This window comes from Endozoicomonas sp. ALB032 (assembly GCF_049310125.1).
Taxonomy (GTDB): Bacteria; Pseudomonadota; Gammaproteobacteria; order Pseudomonadales; family Endozoicomonadaceae; genus Endozoicomonas_A.
In genome coordinates this window covers 3,787,049-3,810,331 of the sequence record NZ_JBLYNW010000001.1, presented here as the reverse complement: position 1 = coordinate 3,810,331, position 23,283 = coordinate 3,787,049, and the positions used below count along the sequence as shown (strand labels likewise).

The following is a 23,283-nucleotide window of genomic DNA, read 5'->3' as shown; positions in this document are numbered from 1 at the left end:
TTGAGCTATAGCTAGTCATTTTTTTTATAAGTAGTCTGCAGCATGACCCGGGCATCTGTAGAACCACCCGTTGCCAATACGGTAATCCGATAAAACTGCGCCCAGTCAGTAAAACTGCCCGGGTCGGGGACAGGGCCATCACTTTCCTTGGGTAGATAGCACCGGAACTCAACGATGTATTTAGCCTGAGCAGATATACCTTCCAGATTAATGACCGTCGTTCGATGTTTTGAAGAGGAAGACCAGACAGACTCATCCTCCCAGGGCCTGTCACTGCCATTTTCACAGGTTCCTGCATCGGTAATTTCAGCGCCACTGAAACAAAGCCCATTGCTGCAGCCTGAATTAAAACTGGAAAGGGAAAAAACGGTATTGGCAATGTAATTTTCAGCTTCGAGCACTGCCACTTCGGCAGAGTGAAAGGCTAATTGTTCATTTCGAAAGTTACCGGTCATTTTCTCTTCCAGACTGGTCATCCTGATCGAAGTAATACCGGCTACTGTGAGAATCAATAGCAGCACCAGACTGACCATTAAAACGCTTCCCTGTTGAGACTTCATTGTGCTTTTCATTGAGCGATCCTCACTGCGGAATTCGATTCCGCAACTCCATAGTGATCACAAAAGATCGACGTAAAAAATTATCCGAGGGTGTTATGCGGTTTCCGGCAAAAAAATAGGACTGAGGGGTGTCCGTCACCTCCTGAAAACTTCTAAACAGCATCTCCATACGCACACTGGTGACATTTTGCCAATCAAGACTGAACAACCCTATCTCTGAAGCGGTTCGATATTGATTGGCAATGCCATCGTCATCGCTGTCATAGCCATAAAGCAGACTTAAACCTTCTACACCTTCAAGAAGCGCTTCAGCTGAATTAATCGCTCCAGAGGAAGTTTCTCCGGCAAACCTGCGATAGAGATTCGGGACACCGTTACTGTCCCGGAGGTAGTAAACGACAGAAGACAGAGGAAAAACCTGTGAACCGGTATGACTCTCAGCTTTGGCGTCCGCAGCGGATGTCAGACAGTTATAGCTTCCACCCAATTGGCTGGTGCAGTTATACAAGTTGCCACTGGAAGCTGATTCGTGAGAGACCATTGAGCCACTGGTATTGGCTCCGGCACGAAAAACGGAGACCCCCTGACAGTCAGAGCGAACCGCAACCAGAAGATCTCCTGAATTAAAACTATGAGGAGCCGACAGCGTCATTCTGGCCGTTCCGGTATTGTGGCTGATGACACTCAACGCGCTTTCCTGATCAACCTTGTGAATGACAACACTCTCTGAAATAGCATTGCTGTCGACTCTGGAATTATTGGCCTGGGGAACACCCAGAATGCCCTTATCAAAGTGTGCCATCCAGATGCGGTCATCCGTGCTGGTAAATAAAGCATTGGCAAGATCCGAAGAGGGAGGGCAACCTGTAGAGCCAGCCATACGAATATCCCGCGCGATCAAATCAATGGCAAAGCGCGCATTTTCCTGAATGCGGGAGAGTTCATCCTGTAACATGTAAGTGCGATTGGCACTCAAAAAAAGGTGCCCAATACCCGCGATAAGAATCAACCCCAACAGCAGGGCGACCATCATCTCTACCAGTGATAACCCTGCCTGCTTCACCCCCTCTCTATTCATAGTGCACTCCTCAACACCACTTCACGTGCTGCCTGGGCACTATGGGAATCATTGAATTTCAGAGTGATGACATAGACACGGCCTGAGGAAGTATCTTCTATGGCAATAGAGCCTGTAGCATCGGGTAGCTGACAGGCCAGCTGGAATTTCCATTGCTGCACATCATAGGTTGCTAACTGTGACTCACTGCAGGTTGCAGATTCACAGCTATTAATAAATTCCTGAGTCGTACAGGCAGCGGCAACATGCTCTGTTTCCAAAGTGATGTAATCACTGCCCGTAGCTGCGACTGTTTTATTCGCACGAATACGATCCATCATATCGTTGACAACAATGACAGCCTGGGAGCGGAGATAAGCCAACTGGTTATGCTGGAGGCTTTTGGTTTGCAGGCCAGCCATGCCCAACACACCGACGGAGATCACCAGCAGAGCCACCATGACCTCGATCAGGCCAATACCCTTCTGATACAGCTGGTTGATCAGGTTGCGTGTACTTCCTTTCATACGCACCTCAGTAGATTTCACAGTCTATTCAGTTGCAGGTTCCCGACTCTGACACCCTTGCTCTCCCGGTGAGACTCAGAACTATCTGCCTGACTTCAAAGCCACTCGAATTGGCTTCGCACAGAGTAAATGTGCCTGCCAGCCGGGCTTGTCCATGAGGGTTAAAACCCAGCGTGTTGCCATTATTCCACTGCATGGAAATCAGATTATCCGTATCTCCAAAGACTCTGATTAACTGATCTTCCGAGTCGAGAGCACCATCAGCATCTTCATCTGCAAACACCAGCCACCCTGAGCTCCAGTTCATCAGTGAGTTATCACACCCAGACCCATTACTGGACTTGCAAATCGAAACAGGACTTCGTCGTTTAATCGCCTCACTTCGGGCCAGCAACATACTGCCGAACAGTGTCTGGGTATTAGCAGCAACACGACGATCTGCCAGTACATCTTTCATTGAGGGAGCTGCAACAGTGATAAGAATCGCAAAAACAGACAGTGTGACCAGCATTTCAGGAAGCGTCATCCCTGCCCCGCTTTTCCATTTTTGGCCCGATCCGAACACCATAATCAGTTCTCTGTTTCGATACTTTGGGAAGAAGGTTTCTCATCGTTTAACTGCACTTTAGTTGTCTCTGATCTCAAACCGTAGAAGCACTGTAAGAAACTCGGATAGCAAGATCGCTTCAACCGACCAATGGCAAAAACCGCTTGGTTTTCAGGGATAAAAGATTTCGGCAGGGGGCAAAGTGGCAGGTACTTATAACAGCTCATCCAGATGAAATACCGCTTATCGGTATCTACTGCCAACTGCAAAAACATTGTGTTCAACTCGGCCATGCAGGGATCGGTACACTGCCTGCGGCTTTCGAAAAGAAGAAAAATAAATACAAGAAGAAATGCTTTTTCATGGATGTTCAGAATCCCATCAAGTATTCCGGCTTTACATTAATAGAGCTGATGATCACTGTGGCAATACTGGCCATCCTTGCCAGTATTGCCTACCCCAGTTTTGATGCATCCATTCAGGACAGCAGGATTACATCTCAGACGAACCGTATTTTGGGTGCACTTCACTTGGCACGAAGTGAAGCATCTGCAAGAAATATGGCCATAACTGTCTGTGGCTCCAATGATCAAGCTACCTGCAATGACAATGATTGGTCTGATGGTTTTATTGTCCTTGAGGGAGCGAACCTTCTGCAAACCTTCACCCCTCTTGAAGGCGGAAATCAGGTCAACGTCGCCCGAGTTGACTTCGACCAGAACGGGCAACTTATCGCACCTATTCAACTGACTGTATGTGATGCCAGAGGTGCTGCCTTCTGTGGAACGATTCAGCTAAATGGTTCCGGACAAGCGAGGATACAATGACCGGGAATAAACTCACCTCAGAAATGGTACAGGGGTTCACGCTCATTGAAATTCTTGTAGCCGTTTTAGTCTTGTCTATAGGTCTTCTGGGAATGGCCAGCCTTCAATTATTGGGCAGCCAATCATCTCAGGGGGCCGCTTCCAGAACACAAGCTGCTCTTCTGGCCTATGACCTGGCAGAGAGAATGAGAAATAACAGAGACGCTGCTCTCAATGGCAGCTACGGTAATGGTCAGCTCGCCGCACCTAATGACCCTGCTTGTATCTTTCAAGGAGGAGGATGCAATCCAGACCAGCTTGCCGCACACGACATCAGAGAATGGCTGGATCACATTGTTGATGTGAACAATATAGGGCTTGATGGCAATAACTGGCAACCAACAATTGCTGGTGCCACAGCATCTCTGGCCCAGAACAATAATCAATTTACTCTAACAATCAACTGGCAGGAAACTGATAGCGGATCACAACAACTTTTACAGCGAAGCTACGAAATGGGTTTTGAAATATGAAGTCGTACAACTCAAAACAACTCGGTCTTAGCCTTGTAGAACTCATGGTGGCTATTGCCCTCAGTGCCTTATTAATGCTGGGCGTAACCCGGATGTTTGCTGACTCAGTTACCTCCAATGCAACAGAAACTGCACTTTCTCAAATCAGGGAGAGTGCTCGAATAGCTATGGATATGATTAAGCGCGACATTAGAATGGCTGGATATCAGGGAGACTGTGCCCCATCCACTATGACCTCGATGAATAACTCTGTGCTTAATTTTGCAAATCAGGCATTAGGTGGCACTGAAGGAAATGGCACAAACAATGATACTTTAATGATGTTTACAGCATCAGAAGAGTTTTCCGATACCGATGTCAGCAGTTTTTTTTCTGCAGGTAGTATTACTCTGGAGAACTCTGTGACATACGATGCCAATGATATCTTCCTTGTTTCAGACTGCCAGAACGTTGCCATATTTACTCCTAATGCTGGTGCTGCAAACACTACTCAAATTACACCACAACAAAATATCGATACTAGTGACATGGTTCTCCTGTCCACGTGCACTCCTGATAGCACGTGCAATCAGAGTCATCCATTATTCAGAGTAGGGAGTATGGTTGCAGGTGTGCCCCAAGGTCTCATATACGACATCAACGGAACGACACTTCGCCGTGATGGCGTCAATATGGTTGACGGCATCGAGAACATGCAAGTTCTATATGGCGTCATAGATAATGGTGGCCTGAGATACTGTGATATAAGCGACTTTGGTAACACAGCGGGTGACTGCCAATGGCAAAACCTCAGAAAGGTTAGAATCAGTCTAATTGCCGTCTCAAGAGCAGCTGTACTTCCTCAGGCAACTCAACAAACTTTCCCTATTCTGAACACGGCTGCCGCAAACAATCAATTTGTTGCTAATGACCGTTTCCTCAGGAGAGTTTTTACAACAACAATCAACTTAAGAAATCGGGGATAATCAGAAATGAAAACAAGGGCCCCCTATAAATCTGAAAGAGGTGCAATTCTATTCATCTCTTTGATAATTTTGCTATTGGTTACCGTAATTGCAATCGGATCAGTACGTTACTCCACTCTGGATCAGCGCATCTCTCTGACTGTTCAACAAAAAAACTCAACGTTTCAAGCTGCTGAAAGTAGCTTAAGCCAGAATGAAAACGATATGGATCTCAAATTTGCCGTTGATCAGGCTGGAGAAGGTGGATACACACAAACCTTCATATTTACTGACGCCTCTGGCTCCCAGGTTGCAGCTCAGGCAACCACCACCCGGGTAGGTATCGTTCAGGGACAAGGCTTACGTTCTGATGGTCTTAAGCTCTACCGCTTTCGAACTGTCAGCAATGCAAACATGAATAATGCGAATACAGTCACAGAACTTGAGGCTGGTTTTATTAAAGCGATATTGGAGTAACAGGAACAGCCTCCATGAAATTGAAGTCCATTAATATAACTTTACTCACTTCCCTTTTACTCACCACCAGTACTGCAACATGGAGTGACGATACAGACATATTCCTGAGCAATCCAAACTATGATAGTTCAATCAAGCCTAATGTACTTTTTATCCTTGATAACTCAGGTTCGATGGATTGGTCACTCACAGATAACTATGATGCAGGCTATGGAGAAGACTCTCGCCTTGATGTTCTTAAGCAGTCATTTGGTGACATTATGGCAAATGCATCTGACATCAATGCTGGTTTAATGAAACTTCACGCCCGATCAGGAGAGTCAAGCCGACTCACTTTTCCTGTTACGGATATTGATGCCCTTTATGGCTCAGATATTATTCTGGCTGGAACACCTGAGCTTTTAGAATCAACCGATGATGCTACTGAAGATCTCACGACGGGCGCGGTAACTACATCTTCCAACACTCTCACACTAGGTGTTGTGAGCAGTTCAGCTATAAATAGTCAAGAGCGAACTTATCAGCTTCAAAACTATTATGACAGTCCTGAAGGGCTCAGTTCAGATGGTTCAATTTGGTATAACACATCATACTATTCATTTTATAGCACTCAGTTGAATGGGCTGTATTTCAGAAATCTCGAAATACCCTTTAATGCCATTATCGAAGAGGCTCATATTAAATTTCGCAGCACGTATGATACCGATGAGTTTGTGGAAATTAAAATTGATGCAGAGCTGGCGAAAAACCCGCAATCAATGGGACCGGATCAAAGTAATTTTGGAAATAGGCCTCGAACTTCTGCCAGCCATGTTTGGGAACCTGATGACTGGTTAAGTAACACCAACGGAGTAACTGACGATATATCAAGTGTTATACAATCGATTCTGAACGATGCATCGCTCAATTGGACGGCTGGTGAGAAGCTGAACAATCTGGCTCTTTTCATGGAAGTTATTGGTGGAACACCCAATGATCGTCATATATTCAAAGAACAATCCGATGGGAGCTATAAAAGCTACGCCCCCAAACTGTTCATAAAATACTCTGTACCGGAAAGTACTGTTGAAAAATTAACAGGAGTTCGCTTCCAGTCAGTAGGGATCCCCAGCGGCTCAACAATAAACAGTGCAAAAATAGAGTTTACATCCACTGAAAACAGTTCTGAGCCTATATCTTTTAATGTCTTCGCAGGAAAACCAACAGGCAACCACAATAATTCATTTTCTCAAAATAATCAGAACCTCAGCAGCAGGGAAAAATACGGACCTATAACCTGGACTCCCGGAAGCTGGTCCGCAGGAACTTCCGAAGATCCAAGTGTTCATGAGGTTGATGTAGCAAGCCTACTTCAAGAGGTTGTTAATGATAGTAACTGGTGTGGAAATGACAGCAGCACCTTCTATATTAGCAAGGGTTCTGGAAGTGGTAACCGAACTGCCTACAGCATTGACAGGAACAATGCTAAAAAGCCTCGCCTCGTTGTTCAATACACTCCACCCGCAAACGGATCGGGTTGCATAACCTCTATCATTAACACGCGCATTAATGGTTCAGATCAGGATGCTTATGAGTGGAACTCTGATGGAGGTATCTATTTATATAACAATGAGATTCGCATGGGTGGTAATTCAAGCACCTATTCTACAGGCGGTCTTCATTACCCAAGATTACCCCTGAAGAAAAATGCCACCATTTTAGAAGCCTATCTTGAATTGACCTCACATAATAATAATTCAGGGAACATGTCAATCCGTATTCAGGCAGAGGATCGGGATACTTCGTCAGCATTTGTCAGTGGCTACAGAAATATCAGCTATCGCAGCGGCTTAACCTCTGCATCTGTTGACTGGTCAATTCAGGAAAACTGGATTACTGGCATCACTTATCGCTCACCGGACATAAAAGATGTTATCACTGAAGTCATCAGCAGAAATGGCTGGCAGGCTGGCAATAATCTGACCCTGATCCTCAAGGCCACCGGGGGTGAGCGTTATGCAAAGAGTTACGATAATAGTCCATCATCTTCGCCTCGACTGATAGTTAAAGTCGCAGACGGTGGTATCGACACAAGTGCAGGCTATAGAGTTAAAGATCATCTCGTATCTCTTGTTGACAATATGTCGGCTGGTGGAGGCACCCCCATTGTTCCGAGTATGTACAATGCAGCCAATTACTACACAAGCATTTTTCGAGGAAACCAAACTCCCATAGTTAACTCTTGCCAATCCAACCATCTTGTATTGTTGACTGATGGACAAGCGAACAGCAATACCTCTACAGCAATAGATGGCATTGCCAGCTTGATCGGCCAGACCTGTTCAGGAGATGCCTACAATGATGGTGAAAAGTGTGGCAGATCCCTTGCAAACTGGATGGCTACAAACGATCTGGTTGATACCGTTGAGTCTGTCAATACAGTAACCACCCACACAATCGCTTTTGCAACACAAGCTGATCAGAATGCCAAACAGTTCATGCAGAATTTGGCCTATCAGGGAAGAGACAGAACGAAGCCCGATAGCGAAGTAGGCTACTATGAGGCAAAAAACGCTCAGGATCTGGCAAATGCTTTCAACGATATTGTTAACGGCATTCTTGACAAGGAAAGTACTTTTGCAGCGCCTGGTGTTGCTGCAAACTCATTCAACCAATCCCGGCACCTGAACAAGATTTTCTACAGCGTCTTCAAGCCCTCTCTCAGCGATCGCTGGATAGGAAACCTTAAAAAGTACCAGTTGCTCACTGACAATAATGACTCCACAGAAATTTATGACGGTAGTACCCCCCCTCTACCGGCTATAGATCAGGAAACAGGTTTCTTTACTGATGCTTCCAAGAGTTTTTGGAGCGCTACGCAGGATGGCAAAAACGTTGATGAAGGCGGTGCAGCCAGTCGCTTCAATGGTGCAGATAACCGTAAAATATTTACCTATATTGGTCAAAACCCAGCGGGCACTTCTGTCTCTATTGCGGCTGATAATCAACAATTGAAAATTACAAACTCAAATCTGACACCTGACCTGTTTGGCCTGAATAATGCTGATGTTGCCAGGAAGAATGAATTAATAAATTGGGTAAGAAACCCTAACACCTGGATGGGAGACCCCCTCCACTCCACACCCGCATTAGCAAATTACCGGTGTCGTAACCAAACCGTAGACAACCTCTACAGTTGTAGTGAAGATAACCTGGAGCTTGCCCTGTTCATTGGCAGCAATGATGGAATGTTCCATGCATTCAACACCACCCCTATATCCGGCCAAGAGCAAAATATGGAATACTTCTCGTTTATTCCACAAGAATTATTGCCAATCCTGGAGACTCTCGAGGAAAACAACACAACAAGCCGTATACCAGGACAGCAGGGCCGCCCCTATGGTTTGGATGGTGACATTACCTTATGGACCAACGATGTAAATGGTAATGGTGTGATCTATGGTGGTGCAGACACTATGGACTACGACAATGACAGCGATACCCTGTTAATACCCAGTGACACTCTAAACCCGAATGAGTTCGTATATGCCTATGTAGGCATGCGTCGCGGAGGACGAAACTATTATGCATTGGATGTCACAGATTTAAGCACTCCTGAAATGCTTTGGTTCATTCGTGGAGGTGAAGGTAATTTCAGTCGACTTGGACAAACCTGGTCGAAGCCAATTAAAGCAAAAATAAGAATAGGCAAGTCGGTCGACAGCTCAACAGATAACAAAGTAAGCAGCAACCTTACTGAAACCATTGATGTACTTGTCTTTTCAGGAGGCTACGACAACAGTCAGGATGCCTCTGCAATATACAAGACAGACACCATGGGTAATGCAATATACATTGTTGATGCAAGTACGGGAGAACTCCTCTGGCACGCAAGCCCGGATAATACTGCCTCACTTAAGCTGAATAAGATGCAATACAGCATCCCTGGCGGAGTCAGCCTGGCCGATCTCCAAGGTGATGGATTCCCGGATCAGATTCTGTTCGGAGATACCGGAGGCCAGCTTTGGCGATTATACCTGAATCAGTGCATACCCATTTCAAACGCTAACGGAGAGTACAGCAACGATCACTGTGCTGTTACTTCAAGAAGTGAACTGGGTAATCTAGTCTGGCCAAGTGACTCGGATGGTAATGGAACCTGGGATTCCGACGACGGGGTTATGGCTTACATTGGTTATCCAACAGCTGAAGATACTTCTCAGAGCACGCAAGCAGAGAACGCGCGCAAGTTCTATACCCGCCCCGACATTACAACTTTCGGAAGAAACGGACGCCTTAATATAGGCATTGCCATGGGTAGTGGAAAACGCTCTGACCCTCTGGGAAGAATTAACCAGCACACAGAAGATCGCTTTTTCTTCATTACCAGTGAGGAGTTATACAACCCAAGTTTTAGCTCTGACAGCAACGACGACAACCATAAGTCCAAGCGATCCATACCGGAGCATACAATGTATAACGTGAATGATAATGACCTGATAGAAATCACTTATTCACAAAACAGTGACGGTGATTACGTAACATCAGTGCCAACAGGCTCTGACACCTTGGGGAAAGGCTGGTATCTCGCTATGTCGACCATTCCTGGCTTGCATGAAAAAGTTCTGAGTGATCCGACTATTTATAACAGTGAAATTTATTTCAGCAGTTTTACACCAGAGGCGGATGCAACAAACACTTGTTCAGCAGTTACTGGTCGAAGCTGGGCATGGAAAACAAGCCTGGACGGACAGGTTATTGATCGTGACCGGATTAATACCAATGGTATTGTCGATGCCAGCGTGTTCATTCGGCTTGCAAAAGACGAGGGTTCTGATTCAGAACCCTCACCTCAGCCGGATGGAGGAACACCTCCACCAGGAGGTGGTACAAATCCAACTCCAGATGGCGAAAACCCATCTCCAGATGGCGAGACCCCAGATCCAGATAGTGAAGAAAACCCATCTTCAGGAAACGACTCAACATGCTTGATGTTTAATGGTACAGATGGAGAAGAAGTAGCTTGTCCAAACTTTGAAGGCAGTAGCTACTGGAGACAGGTTAGATAGCCATGAAAGATATAAGAACAACAGAAAAAGGCTTCACACTGATAGAGATGATGATTGTTATAGCAATCATTGGAATACTGGCTGCTGTAGCGATTCCTGCCTATAACCAACAGGTACAGGATGCGGCTACGGCGGATGCACGTGCCTCACTCACTGGATTGGCGAATGCAATGGAAAGACAAAGAGCTCAAACAGGCTCTTATTTAGGAGCTTCTGCAGCTGATGGCGATGGCGATAATGACAACGGTGCTCCGAGCATTTTTGCCACCCAAAGTCCGGAAACCGGCAACCCGAACTTCAACCTTACCATTGCTGTTCCAGCGGGTGGAGTGACTTACACTTTAACTGCAACGGCTACCGGTGCTTCAGGTATAACTGCAGGAGATACTATAACCCTGACCTCGCTGGGACAGCGAGGAGGGACAGGTACACTCGTAAACGTCTGGAACTAGCCTCGAACAAGCCCTCTAAACCCGAGGGCTCCATTCCAAAAAAACCAGTCACCCCACAAAAATCTCAGCCACCATAACATGACTCCCCCCCGGTTCCAGCCCAACAGAAACCTGGGGCAACGTTATCGTTTCCACACAAACCATAGACTTATAATCAAAAGTAGGCACATCATGCATTTTTTCTGCCCGAACAGGTCCCGGGTTCCAGACGACTGTGCCGTTGCTGCCGGATTTTTTGATGGTGATTTTTCTTCCCAAACCAGGATCGTGAAGGATGCAGGCTTCGCTATCATCAATATAGGTTCTGTCGACTTCACCCTGAATGATCACATCCCCTTCCTGAATGCAGGCTCTGCTGTCGTCAGTCTCATCCAGGTAACGCTTGCCATCCAGTCCTTCAATCCAGATCAGGTCCGTGTTTGATACGGTGAAATAAGTATGCAATGCCTGACTGATTTCAACTTTTCCTGCTCCAGTGTTTCTCGAGGTCAGACTGATTCTTAGTGTTTTGCCAACAATAATCTCTATAGTTAGGCCTGCTTTACCATCCCATTCCGGAATACTGTCAATTGGTAATGACAAAACAACTCGAGTCTCGCCAGTCTCCAGCGTGTCAGTCAACTCAAATTTCCAAAGCTCTGTACGGGCAAAACCGTGATTGGGGCCTCCTTCCTGTCGAGGACCAAACCATGGCCAGCAAATGGGCACGCCACCACGAATCGCTTTTCCCTCAACCATATCCGCTAGCGGGCTCATCCAGAGGACCTTCTCCTGACCTTTTGGCTGATAACTTAAAACCTGCCCTCCCTGCAGGGAAATCATAGCTTTGGCAAAAGGGTTGTCGATTTCAAGAACAGGCACAGCGCCTATCATTCTGGGTTTGAAAGCAGAATTCGTTTGAAAAGTCATAGCGAAACTTCCTGAGTTGTAACATCAAAATAACAGACCCACATTTCTGTGACATGATCAGACACCTCATCGACACATGCATTTACATCTATACCTGCAGATACACTGATAGCAGGGTATGCGGTCAGTCTGGACTTATTGTGGCAACCAAAAATTTACAAGACTATGAAAGAGTATCAAAACTTCAGATAGAGAATTGGGTAAGTAGACGATAAATATCGTATTTTGGACATCCGATAAGCTGGATTGAATATGGGATCAATAACTATTTTATGAAAGGGAAGCTCAGGCTTCCCTTTTCGTTGTTATCAGAAACTTAAACCCACCCACAACCAGAGTTTATCGGTATCTACCTTACCAGCAGCATCATCGCCTGCAGTATAGGTGGCATATTTCACACCCGCGTTATAGTGCTTCCCAAACTTCTTGCTGTAGACCAGGTCGATCTCTTTACCCAGATCTTCAATAGTGGAGGTCTCTTCATCAGCACTGAAATCGTGATAGGTGACCGACCACTTACCACCAAAAAGCTTGCCACCGACTGTGGCATAAAGATCTTTAAGACCCTGAGCAGGAGTGCTCAGGAACTGATCCGCCCAACCATTGAACTTATGAGCAGTAGCCAGCGGCGTCGAGAAGCCATAATTGCCATCATCGGAGCCCAGTACTTCATAACCCACTTTGGTGGTAATACCGAATATCGCTACTCCACCCTCGACAAAGTAGAAATTGGCGTCGTATTTATCTGAACCTGATTCGGACTCCTGAGTGGCAAACTCTCCAGTGTAGAGGAGTTTCAGGTCACTGACATCTGCGGAACCTGAGAGTCGCACGCCGTAAGTATCCAGACTGTTGTCGGTATCATCATCCAACTCAAGCAAGTATGCATAGCCGGTCAGTTTTCCTAAGGGTGTGGCATAAGAAGCGTTGAGCAAATGATCCTTGGATCTCAGATCCTTTTCTTCCGCAAAAATCCGGTTGCGTTTGTTGATGTAGGCGTATTTCAGTGACAGTCCTTCAACCGGCATATAATCAGCGCTGAATGCATTAAAGGTTTGTCGATCCTGTCGCCAGCCAACATGCCCAACAAAACGTTGATTATCATAAGCGATAACCTGTCTTCCGAGCCTGGCTGTCAGCCCTTCCATTTTATATTGAATAAATGCCTGATCGACTTCAGTCACTTCCGGATCAGCAATCACGGAATAGTCAGCACCATTGCCAACCGCATCATTGTAATCATCGATACCCGCTATAGACCTTGAATCTTCAAATTCCAAAAGGCCAGAGAAACCGTAGTAATCCCCTGTCTTGTATCCCAGTCGAGAGCGAAGGGTCAGTGCTTTGCCGTCTTTCAGGGTATTGTCCTGATCAACCGTTTCGTATCTGAGCCTGAAGTCACCATACGCCTCTCCGCCGGTAAGCGCTTCTATAAATTCGTCAGCCTGAACCTGAGTTGTTGAGACAGCAGCTGCCCCCGCAATAGCCGCTGCCAGTAATGTTACCTTTGTGTGTTTCAAGGACTTAAACTCCGTTTTTTTGTTGTGAAAAGCCTTTTATCGCATGGACGACAAAAAATTATTTTTCTCGCTCATTGCTGATTTATTGTTGTTATTGTTGATTGAGCTGCGTTATACCCCCCCGGATACTACGCGGCCTGAAAGCTTTCCTTACTGCTGGAAGCTTCTTTTTTCTTTTTATGCTTGCTGATGTTTTCCACCTTGCGCTGTTTCTCATAGAGGAACTTCAATACTTCAGAGCGCAGGCGGGTATACTCAAGGTCTTCTGCCAGAGCCAGACGATCTCTGGGACGTTCCAGATTGATGTCAAGAATTTCGCCAATAGTGGCTTCTGGCCCATTGGTCATCATGACGATGCGATCCGAGAGCAGTACGGCTTCATCCACATCATGGGTAATCATGATGACGGTGTTATTCAGCTCCTGCTGGATCTCCATCAAAGAGTCCTGCATATGAGCCCGGGTCAGAGCATCAAGAGCACCGAAAGGTTCATCCATCAACAAAATTTCCGGCTGCATGGAGAGTGCCCTGGCAATGCCGACACGCTGCTTCATACCTCCGGAAATTTCATCAGGTCGCTTGTGCATGGCATGCTCCATGTGCACCAATTCCAGGTTGTGCTCTATCCATTCTTTTGTTTCAGACTTGCTTTTTGAGCGTCCAAATACCTGCTTAACCGCCAGCTCAACGTTCTGATAGGCTGTCAGCCAGGGCAGCAGAGAATGATTCTGGAACACCACGGCTCTTTCCGGTCCCGGTTCCCTGACCTCCTTACCGTTAAGGACTACACCCCCGGTAGTGGCCTGGTAAAGCCCGGCAACAATGTTCAATACGGTTGACTTACCACACCCCGAATGACCAATCAGCGAAACAAATTCTCCTTTACTGATCTTCAGGTCCACGCCTTTGAGTGCCGTGAAAGGTCCTTTTGGTGTATCAAACACCATGTCGATGTGGCTTATATCTAATAGAGTGCCCGCTGCTTTTTGAGAGTTCATGTCCGTCACCTCCGTGAATTAACTGACTATGCCGGCCTTGTCCCAGGAGACAAAGCGCTGCAGCTGAAGCATGGTGCGATCCAGCAGAAAACCGATAAACCCGATGACGATAACGGCCACCATAATCCGGGCCAGAGAGTTGGAGCTGCCATTCTGGAACTCATCCCAGACGAACTTTCCAAGGCCGGGGTTCTGAGCCAGCATTTCCGCAGCGATCAGAACCATCCAGGCAACCCCTAACGACAATCTCATACCGGTGAAAATCATCGGTATGGAAGCGGGCAGAACAATTTTCTGCACATGCTTCAGGGCTGGCAGTCTCAGCACACGGCTGACATTCACCAGATCCTTCTCAATAGAAGAAACGCCCACTGAAGTGTTGATTACCATGGGCCACAGACAACAGAGCGTGACGGTAATCATGGAATTTAAAAAGGACTTGGCTACCAAAGGGTCAGGACTGACATACACAGCACTGACGACCATGGTCACCAAAGGTAGCCAAGCCAGGGGAGAAACCGGTTTAAAAATCTGAATAACAGGATTCACTGCCGCATTCAGGGTTTTATTCAGTCCTATGGCAATCCCCAGGGGTATGGCGATGACTGCTGCCAGGACAAATCCACTCAGCACAGTGATAAGGCTGGTGAAGATCTGGTCCAGAAACGTTTCTTTACCGGTGTAGGCACGAATTTTGGGTACGTAATCCGGGTCCTTGGCCAGTCTGGCTTCGATACGCTTCTCTTGTCGCTCATAGAAGGCCTGCTCTTTGAATCGTTCGGCGCTGTGTTCTTCATAGAGCGACCCCATTTGCTCCCAGACTGCCGAGGGTCCGGGAAATTGGCCCAGTGATGTATCAATTTTGCTGGCGACCCCTGACCAAATCATCAGAAAGACCAGGATGCCGGCAAAAGGAATCAACAGGGTTTTAAAGGTTATTATTATTGTTGTTTTAAGATTTTCAGAAATAATTGGCTTGTTAGTATTGTTATTGGCCAACGCAGTTTCAGTTGTCATGTTGGTTCTCTCCCCCAAACAGCCTTGAGCGGAAAATTCAGCCCATCCCGGAACATAAAACAGTGCACAAATCGTGATGGGGCTGTATTTTCAAAATCATCAGCCCGAGCTTGAATGGATCAACCACAAGGCTGATCCATTCACAACAAAATCAAATCTTGTCGCCCTGCTTCAGACCAATACTGAACTTGTTGATGTACTCATTAGGCTTCTTGCCGTTGTAGACGATGCCGTCAATAAAGTGGGTCTGTGGATTTCTGAACCCGTCTTCTTCTGCAAAGTTCGGGAAGTCGCTAACCTTGGCCAGTTTGTCTTCGATCAGGGACCTGGCAGCTGCTTCATAGATATCCGGGCGATAAACTTTCTTGGCAATGTCGACGTACCAGGAATCGGGTTTATCTTCAGAAATCTGTCCCCAGCGACGCATCTGGGTCAGATACCAGATCGCATCAGAGTAGTAGGGATAAGTAGCGTTGTAACGGAAGAAGACGTTGAAATCAGGTACTTCACGTTTGTCACCTTTCTCATATTCGAAAGTACCGGTCATGCTGTTGGCAATCACGTCGTAGTCAGCACCTACATAATTGGACTGGGAAAGTATTTTCACAGCCTCAGGACGGTTGGCGTTGTTGTTTTCATCCAGCCATTTGGCAGCACGGATCAGTGCGCGAGTCAAACGAATAGTGGTGTTGGGGTATTTTTCGGCAAAGGCTTTGGTAATACCGAACACTTTCTCCGGATTGTCTTTCCAGATCTCGTAATCCGTAACAACAGGAACACCGATGTTTTTGAAGACAGCCTGCTGGTTCCAGGGCTCACCTACACAGTAACCATAGATAGTGCCCGCCTCCATAGTGGCTGGCATCTGAGGTGGCGGAGTCACCGATAGCAGTGCGTCAGCATTAATCTGACCTGAGGTATCCCCCTTGTGCGGAGCATAATATCCGGGGTGAATGCCACCCGCTGCCAACCAATATCTTAATTCATAGTTGTGTGTGGAGACCGGGAAGACCATACCCATGTTGAATGGTTTGCCGTCGTCTTTGTACTTTTCAACAACGGGTTTCAGAGCATCCGCCTTGATAGGATGCTGAGGCTTGCCGTCTGCCCGTTTGGGAATATTCGGTTTCATCTGTTTCCAGATTTCATTGGAAACAGTGATACCATTACCGTTCAGATCCATGGAAAACGGAGTGATGATTTCCGCTTTTGTACCATAACCCATGGTCGCAGCAATAGGCTGACCGGCCAGCATGTGCGCGCCATCGAGCCGTCCATCGATGACACCATCGAGCAATACTTTCCAGTTTGCCTGAGCTTCTATGGTGACGTACAAGCCTTCATCTTCGAAGTAGCCTTTTTCGTACGCAATGGCTATTGGTGCCATGTCCGTCAGTTTGATAAAACCAAACCTCAGCTCTTCTTTTTCTGGATAACCCAACTCGGCATTTGCCTGCATTGACACAAGACCACTGACGCTAATCAGGGCACTCATTGCCACCGACTTAAAGGGTCTGAACCACTTCATTTGTCACTCCAAATATCTCTACTGATAGCTCACTGCCCTGCTACCTAAAGATTTATTATTCTGCACCGCCCCCTGAAATGCCTTCTCGGCTCTGGCTCATAGATCGCTCCATCACCTTGTCGTCACGCATTTCAGGGGTTCGGTACATCCATGTAAAAAAAAAGGCGCCCACCGCTACCTGGAAATTTTTCCGGATAGCGATGAGCGCCTTTGCTCTCTTTCACAACGTCTTTGTTGCGAATGCCTGCTCCTGCCGCCCTTGGCAGGAACATTTTTTATTGTTGTAGCTGAGTTAAAGCATTCTTCGTGCCAACTAATTTCGGCCTCTAACTCTGATCTTTTTTCAATTTTGTTTCATTTTTATTTCGGTTTGGTGCACGACACTGAAATTGCGCACCAACAACGAGCAATCTTCCGATCATGACGCTTTTTCTTCCAGCATGTTGAAAACATCAATAACATTTCTGGCCACAGCTGCCAGAGTTTTACCGTTATCCATAGCCATCTTTCTTAACTTTTTATAAGCCCGGTCTTCACTGATCCCCTGTCTGGACATCAGCAACCCCTTAGCCTTGTCCAGTAACTTTCGATCTTCCAGACGACTCCGGGTCCGCTCCAGCTCATCTTTCAATGACTGGTATTCCTGAAAACGGGCAACGGCCACATCAATAATGGTTTTGAGGCGCTGAGGCTGCAGATCAGCCACGATATAGGCATTAACGCCGGATCGTGTGGCTTGCTGGACGATGTTGTCAGTGGTTTGCTCTACAAACATTACGACAGGGAGTGGAGAGGTCTTGTTGATCAGAGCCAGCTTTTCCAGAAGTGAGGGGGCAGGCTTATCCAGACCAATCACCAGAATATCGGGCGAGAGGTCGGGCACAAGGGTCAGCAGGTCCTCATTCTGCCCCTGTCGTTTAATGACTTGGTAGCCAAACTCATTCAGTGCCTGGTTTAAAACAGACAGTCGAGCCGAACGGTCTCCAATCAACAACACTGAATCCATAGCCTGTAACACTTTATATCCCTGAAAAGATAACTATTCACAGACTATTTTTAAGCAAGGGCTGTACCAGAGCAATGAGGAACGGGTTTAGCATTCAGAACCAGCCAGCTGTTCCGGAAACGAAATCGATGCAAATGCCTGATGCCTGGCCAATTGGATGTGTCAGACTTCTACCATCCGGAGCTCTTTGGGCATGCTAAAAACAATATTCTCTTGTTCCCCTTCCAGTTCTTCGGGCTCTTCGGCGCCTAATTCAATCAACCGATTGATGACACCTTTTACCAGCACTTCAGGGGCTGAAGCGCCTGCGGTAATGCCCAGACTCTGTCTGCCTTCCAACCATTCAGGCTGAATATCCTGGGCTCCGTCAACAAGATATGCTGATGCGCCTGTTCTTTCGGCTAATTCTCTAAGGCGGTTGGAGTTGGAACTGTTCACCGAACCTACCACAAAGACTGCATCGCATTCAGATGACAGAGCCCTCACGGCATCTTGACGATTTTGAGTGGCGTAGCAGATATCGTCTTTGCGCGGCCCATTAATTTCAGGGAACTTGGTCCTCAGTGCATCAATCACCCTGGCGGTATCATCCATAGACAGTGTCGTCTGTGTAACATAAGCAAGATGTTTCGGATCTTTCACTGTCAGTTTCCGAACATCGTCTTCTGTTTCGACGAGGTACATCTTCCCGCCTTTAGAGTCGTCGTACTGGCCCATGGTACCTTCCACCTCAGGGTGACCATCGTGACCAATCAGAATACACTCCATACTATCCCGGGAGTAACGCACAACTTCCATATGGACTTTTTTGACCAGAGGACAAGAGGCATCAAAGACTTTCAAACCACGACGGGCAGCCTCTGCTTCGACCGCTTTGGAGACACCGTGAGCACTGAAAATAACAATAGAATCATCCGGTATCTGATGGAGCTCCTCGACAAATATGGCACCACGCTGTTTGAGGTTTTCTACCACAAACTTGTTGTGAACGACTTCGTGACGCACATAAATAGGAGGCTCAAAAACATCCAGAGCCCGGTTTACGATGTCGATAGCCCGGTCAACGCCTGCACAGAATCCCCGGGGATTTGCCAGCCTGATTTTCATGCCTTTGCGCTCTTGTCTGGTGTATGAGTTTCTGGTGTATGAATCGCTTGAGTGATATTCAGAACCTTCACTTCAAACAACAGTTCTTTACCCGCCAGTGGATGATTAAAGTCCACTTCAACATGGCTCTCTGTCAAACCGGTAATGACGCCAGCCAGCTCAGAGTTGGCGGCATCAGCAAAAGAAACGACTAAACCTTCCTGCAACTCCATATCATCAGAGAATGTGTCTCTGGTAAACTCCCTGATGTTCTCGGGATTAGGCATACCAAAAGCACCGACGGGTGGGATTCTGAAGCTGCCCTGGTCACCCTCGGACAAGCCATAAATCACCTGCTCAAAACCCTGAGGCAGGTTCCCATCCCCCACGACAAATGTAGCAGGCTGGCCATCAAAATTACTGTCTACCACCTGCCCGTCTTCCAGTTTCAGGGCAAAGTGCAGTGTTACCTGCCTTCCCGGTCCTACCACAACATCAGACATTGTTTTTCTATACCCGCTTTCGAAAAATCCATTCATACACAGACAACGATTGCCGCCATCTTAAAGACTCCAGGTGCCCCATAGTCCAGCATAATTTCAGCTATGACTGTTATGCTGAGGCCGGAAGATATCCAGAACCAACATGGCTGCACCGGAGGTTATGGCCATATCCGCCAGGTTGAAGGACGGGAAATACCAACCGTCATGATACACCAGCAGAAAATCCACGACGTAACCATTCATGATCCGATCATAAAGATTGCCCAGTGCACCTCCCAGTATCAGAGCCATTGAGCAGGCCTGCCAACTTTCTTCTCTCTTCATTCGGGCAAGCCAGATGACCAACATCAGGCTGACGACGGATGCTACCCCCACAAAAAGCCACCGTTGCCAGCCACCCTGATCACTCAGAAAACTGAATGCGGCGCCAGTATTATAGGCCAGAGTCAGCGAGAAAAAGGAAGGAATGACAGGCACCTGCTCATAAAGGTATAAGCTGTCCACAATGCGATGCTTGACCACCTGATCCAGAATCAGAACCACTCCACTTATCCACAACCAGTGGAGCATTCCCCAGGATTTTTTTCTCATACTGTTGAGGCCCTTTTAATCTGTTTTAGTGAGTCCCAGTTAAATCTTATGCCGAGTCGTATAAATGTCGATATGGTTACAAACCGAAATAGAAGATAAAGCTCTATGTCTATAACCGGAGAAGGTGACTTTTCCTTGTCCGTCTGACTGTTCATGCAGTCAAAAAATAGAGCACCAGTGAATGAAAAAAATGCCCGAACGCTATCGGGCATTTCTGATTCATGACGATCAATCAGGCAAATCTTCTGACCTCACCTTCACCGTCAACATTTTCAACACAACGCCCGCAGAGTGAAGTGTGTGCTTCAATAGTGCCAACGTCTTCACGACGGTGCCAGCAACGATCACACTTCTCATGCACTGACTTGCGAACAGCAACCTTCAAATCCTCAACTTCGGTATCCACAGCCTTCACAGCTTCAGGCAGAGGCTTGAGTTCAGCCTTGGAAGTAATCAGGACAAAGCGCAGTTCATCGCCTAGTTTGCCCAGCGTTTCCAACAGTTCATCACTGGCAAACAAGGTCACTTCTGCTTCCAATCCGCCACCGATCACACTTTCTTTACGAGCATCTTCAAGCGCCTTATTGACGGCGTGTTTTACGGCCATGACAGAGTTCCAGTAATCTGCACCCAATTCATCACCTTCCAGGCTTTTCAGGTCTTCATACCAGGTTTCCAGCAGAACAGACTTGCTGCGCGAGCCAGGAATGGACTGCCAGATCTCATCGGCCGTAAAGCTGGTGATGGGAGCAATCCACCGGGCAAAGGCTTCAACAATATGGAACATAGCCGTCTGACAGCTGCGACGCGCCAGACTATCTGACCGGGTTGTATACTGACGATCCTTGATGATGTCCAGATAGAAACCACCCAAATCCAGAGAGCAGAAATTATGAACTTTCTGGTAAACATTAAGGAAGTTATAGCTGTCATAGGCGTCAATGACTTCCTTCTGCAGACCCATGGCACGGCCAACGGCCCAGCGATCAAGAGACAGCATATCATCCCAGGCTACACTGTCGGTTTCAGGGTTGAAGCCGTTTAGGTTAGACAGCAGGAAACGAGCCGTATTACGAATACGACGATAGCTGTCTGCCGTGCGCTTGAGGATTTCATCAGACACGGTCATTTCTGCGGTGTAGTCTGTTGCAGACACCCAGAGACGTAAAATATCTGCACCCAGTGACTTGAATACCTTCTGGGGGGCGATAACATTGCCCAAAGACTTGGACATCTTGCGACCATTGGCATCCACCGTGAAGCCATGGGTCAGAAGCTGCTTGTAGGGTGGCACACCTTTAGTAGCAATGCCGGTCTTCAGGGAAGACTGAAACCAGCCACGGTGCTGGTCAGATCCTTCTACATAGATATCTGCAGGGGACTGCAAACCTTCGCGACGATCCAACACAGAGTAGTGGGTGACACCGGAGTCAAACCATACATCCAGAGTGTCTGTCACCTTCACATAGTGCTCAGCATCTTCTGCTGATAACAGATCAGCAGGCTCCAGATCAAACCAGGCATCCATACCTTTCTGCTCGACTTTCAAGGCCACTTTTTCAATGAGTGCAGAGGTATCAGGATGCAGCTCTTCGGTTTCCTTGTGAATAAACAGAGCAATGGGCACACCCCAGGTACGCTGACGAGAGATACACCAGTCGGGGCTCTGGCCCAGCATGGACTCCATACGGTTACGACCCCAGTCTGGAGTGAACCTGACATTATCCAGAGATTTCATGGCTGTGTTTAGCAGGCCTTCTTTTTCCATACTGATAAACCATTGCGGTGTAGCACGGAAAATCAGGGGCGTTTTGGTTCTCCAGCAGTGTGGATAGCTGTGCACCATTTTGGCCTGAGCCAAAAGACGACCATTTTCTTCTAACGTTTCAACAACCTTTGGATCAACCTTGTAAACATGCTCTCCGGCAAAACGTTCAACATGACTGCGATAGAGACCGGCATCATCCAGATAGTTCAGTGTGCCAATGCCGTACTTTTTACCAACGTTAAAGTCATCGACACCATGGTCAGGTGCAGTATGTACAGAGCCGGTACCGGCGTCGGTGGTGACATGATCACCCAGAATCAGGGGGATTTCACGATGATAGAATGGATGGGCTACTTTTTTGCCTTCAAGCCGGGCTCCCAGACTACGGGCAATGATAGTGTAGTCTTCAATACCGTAGCGTTGCATGGCAGACTCAACCAACTGTTCGCCCAGAATCAGTCGTGCAGGCTGACCGTTGACCTGACACTGAATCAGTGCATAACCCAATTCTGCACCCAGTGTTACTGCCTGGGAGGATGGCAGAGTCCATGGCGTTGTGGTCCAGATAACAACGGCTACTTCGCCTTCACCCTGCTCATTACCTTTGCCATCATTGTCAAAATCAAAAGCAGACAGTAGATCAGCTTCGTCCAGAGCGGCGTAACGCACATCAACCTGGGTAGAGGTTTTTTCCTGGTATTCCACTTCAGCCTCAGCCAATGCAGACCCCCCAACCACACTCCAATAAACAGGCTTATAACCTTTCACCAGATGACCGTTGTCGGCTATTTTACCCAAGGCCCGGATAATGTCGGCTTCGGTCTGGAAGTCCATGGTCAGGTAAGGCTTATCCCAGCTACCCAGGATGCCCATGCGTTTGAAATCTTCACGCTGACCATTGACCTGCTTGGCGGCATACTCCCGGCACTTGGCACGGAAGGTTTTAAAATCAACCTTATCGCCCGCCTTGCCCAACATGCCTTCCACTTTATGTTCAATCGGCAGGCCGTGGCAGTCCCAGCCCGGCACGTAGGGAGCATCAAAACCGCTCAGGGTTTTGGACTTGATGATCATGTCCTTAATGATTTTATTGACCGCGTGACCGATATGGATGTCGCCATTGGCATAAGGAGGGCCATCATGCAGAATGAACTTGTCACGACCTTCGGACACCTTGCGAATCTCTTCGTAAAGCGCTTCGTCGTACCAGCGCTTGAGCATTTCAGGCTCACGCTTGGCCAGATTTCCACGCATTGGGAAATCAGTCTCCGGCAAGTTCAATGTATGCTTATAGTCGGTCATAGTTGGATCTCATCATCACACGTCTTGCGGGCCAGACAAACAGGCCCAAAGCTCGTCATCCCAAACTGTTTCAAGAAACTCGCCCGGAAGTTCCAGACGATGTT

General features: G+C 47.3%; 20 protein-coding genes. 6 read left to right on the top strand and 14 right to left on the bottom strand.

Annotated features, from left to right (window positions below; translation table 11 throughout):
• Window positions 1-11 precede the first annotated feature (11 nt).
• The 4 genes from ACO6VG_RS14380 to ACO6VG_RS14365 are packed head-to-tail and all read right to left on the bottom strand — an operon-like array spanning window position 12 to window position 2,712.
• The gene (locus ACO6VG_RS14380) at window positions 12-572 is read right to left on the bottom strand and encodes a pilus assembly PilX family protein (RefSeq protein ID WP_422132950.1); all 561 of its coding nucleotides are present in this window, start codon (window positions 570-572) and stop codon (window positions 12-14) included.
• A gap of 10 nt (window positions 573-582) precedes the next feature.
• Window positions 583-1,638: a PilW family protein gene (locus ACO6VG_RS14375; protein WP_422132949.1), complete on the bottom strand. Its 1,056-nt coding sequence runs from the start codon at window positions 1,636-1,638 to the stop codon at window positions 583-585.
• The gene (gene pilV / locus ACO6VG_RS14370; protein WP_422132948.1) at window positions 1,635-2,144 is read right to left on the bottom strand and encodes a type IV pilus modification protein PilV; all 510 of its coding nucleotides are present in this window, start codon (window positions 2,142-2,144) and stop codon (window positions 1,635-1,637) included. Before pilV (ACO6VG_RS14370) ends, ACO6VG_RS14375 begins: the two co-directional genes overlap by 4 nt.
• Before the next feature lie 28 nt (window positions 2,145-2,172).
• Complete coding sequence (locus ACO6VG_RS14365) at window positions 2,173-2,712, bottom strand: GspH/FimT family pseudopilin (protein ID WP_422132947.1); 540 nt, start codon at window positions 2,710-2,712, stop codon at window positions 2,173-2,175.
• 341 nt (window positions 2,713-3,053) lie between these two features.
• Between ACO6VG_RS14365 and ACO6VG_RS14360 the strand changes: the two genes are divergently transcribed.
• The 6 genes from ACO6VG_RS14360 to ACO6VG_RS14335 are packed head-to-tail and all read left to right on the top strand — an operon-like array spanning window position 3,054 to window position 10,951.
• Window positions 3,054-3,518 (top strand): GspH/FimT family pseudopilin, encoded by a 465-nt coding sequence (locus ACO6VG_RS14360; protein WP_422137454.1) that lies wholly within the window; start codon window positions 3,054-3,056, stop codon window positions 3,516-3,518.
• Window positions 3,515-4,030 carry a type IV pilus modification protein PilV gene (pilV, locus tag ACO6VG_RS14355; RefSeq protein ID WP_422137453.1) on the top strand — a complete coding sequence of 172 codons (516 nt, stop codon included), beginning with the start codon at window positions 3,515-3,517 and terminating at the stop codon, window positions 4,028-4,030. The genes ACO6VG_RS14360 and pilV (ACO6VG_RS14355) overlap by 4 nt, the downstream gene beginning before the upstream one ends.
• Window positions 4,027-4,995 carry a PilW family protein gene (locus ACO6VG_RS14350; RefSeq protein WP_422137452.1) on the top strand — a complete coding sequence of 323 codons (969 nt, stop codon included), beginning with the start codon at window positions 4,027-4,029 and terminating at the stop codon, window positions 4,993-4,995. The genes pilV (ACO6VG_RS14355) and ACO6VG_RS14350 overlap by 4 nt, the downstream gene beginning before the upstream one ends.
• A gap of 6 nt (window positions 4,996-5,001) precedes the next feature.
• The gene (locus ACO6VG_RS14345; RefSeq protein ID WP_422451805.1) at window positions 5,002-5,451 is read left to right on the top strand and encodes a PilX N-terminal domain-containing pilus assembly protein; all 450 of its coding nucleotides are present in this window, start codon (window positions 5,002-5,004) and stop codon (window positions 5,449-5,451) included.
• 14 nt (window positions 5,452-5,465) lie between these two features.
• The gene (locus ACO6VG_RS14340) at window positions 5,466-10,499 is read left to right on the top strand and encodes a pilus assembly protein (RefSeq protein ID WP_422474429.1); all 5,034 of its coding nucleotides are present in this window, start codon (window positions 5,466-5,468) and stop codon (window positions 10,497-10,499) included.
• 2 nt (window positions 10,500-10,501) lie between these two features.
• On the top strand, window positions 10,502-10,951 hold the full coding sequence (locus tag ACO6VG_RS14335) for a type IV pilin protein (RefSeq protein ID WP_422474427.1): 450 nt from the start codon (window positions 10,502-10,504) through the stop codon (window positions 10,949-10,951).
• Window positions 10,952-10,999: 48 nt separating this feature from the next.
• Here ACO6VG_RS14335 and ACO6VG_RS14330 read toward each other — a convergent pair whose 3' ends face one another.
• The 10 genes from ACO6VG_RS14330 to ileS form a co-directional block, all read right to left on the bottom strand.
• Window positions 11,000-11,860, bottom strand: a complete 861-nt coding sequence (locus ACO6VG_RS14330) for a D-hexose-6-phosphate mutarotase (RefSeq protein ID WP_422132940.1) — start codon at window positions 11,858-11,860, stop codon at window positions 11,000-11,002.
• A gap of 308 nt (window positions 11,861-12,168) precedes the next feature.
• Window positions 12,169-13,380, bottom strand: a complete 1,212-nt coding sequence (locus ACO6VG_RS14325) for an alginate export family protein (protein ID WP_422474425.1) — start codon at window positions 13,378-13,380, stop codon at window positions 12,169-12,171.
• A gap of 128 nt (window positions 13,381-13,508) precedes the next feature.
• A complete protein-coding gene (locus ACO6VG_RS14320; RefSeq protein ID WP_422132938.1) occupies window positions 13,509-14,378 on the bottom strand; it encodes an ABC transporter ATP-binding protein in 870 nt (289 codons plus the stop codon).
• 18 nt (window positions 14,379-14,396) lie between these two features.
• Entirely contained in the window at window positions 14,397-15,395 is a 999-nt protein-coding gene (locus tag ACO6VG_RS14315) for an ABC transporter permease (protein WP_422132937.1), read from the bottom strand.
• A gap of 151 nt (window positions 15,396-15,546) precedes the next feature.
• A complete protein-coding gene (locus ACO6VG_RS14310) occupies window positions 15,547-16,890 on the bottom strand; it encodes a CmpA/NrtA family ABC transporter substrate-binding protein (protein WP_422137081.1) in 1,344 nt (447 codons plus the stop codon).
• Between the two features lie 451 nt (window positions 16,891-17,341).
• The gene (locus tag ACO6VG_RS14305) at window positions 17,342-17,929 is read right to left on the bottom strand and encodes an ANTAR domain-containing response regulator (RefSeq protein WP_422132936.1); all 588 of its coding nucleotides are present in this window, start codon (window positions 17,927-17,929) and stop codon (window positions 17,342-17,344) included.
• Between the two features lie 162 nt (window positions 17,930-18,091).
• Complete coding sequence (ispH, locus tag ACO6VG_RS14300) at window positions 18,092-19,036, bottom strand: 4-hydroxy-3-methylbut-2-enyl diphosphate reductase (protein WP_422474423.1); 945 nt, start codon at window positions 19,034-19,036, stop codon at window positions 18,092-18,094.
• The gene (locus tag ACO6VG_RS14295) at window positions 19,033-19,518 is read right to left on the bottom strand and encodes an FKBP-type peptidyl-prolyl cis-trans isomerase (protein ID WP_422474421.1); all 486 of its coding nucleotides are present in this window, start codon (window positions 19,516-19,518) and stop codon (window positions 19,033-19,035) included. Before ACO6VG_RS14295 ends, ispH begins: the two co-directional genes overlap by 4 nt.
• A 96-nt stretch (window positions 19,519-19,614) precedes the next feature.
• Window positions 19,615-20,109: a signal peptidase II gene (gene lspA, locus ACO6VG_RS14290; protein ID WP_422132933.1), complete on the bottom strand. Its 495-nt coding sequence runs from the start codon at window positions 20,107-20,109 to the stop codon at window positions 19,615-19,617.
• Window positions 20,110-20,341: 232 nt separating this feature from the next.
• Window positions 20,342-23,179, bottom strand: a complete 2,838-nt coding sequence (gene ileS, locus ACO6VG_RS14285; protein ID WP_422474419.1) for an isoleucine--tRNA ligase — start codon at window positions 23,177-23,179, stop codon at window positions 20,342-20,344.
• Window positions 23,180-23,283 lie beyond the last annotated feature (104 nt).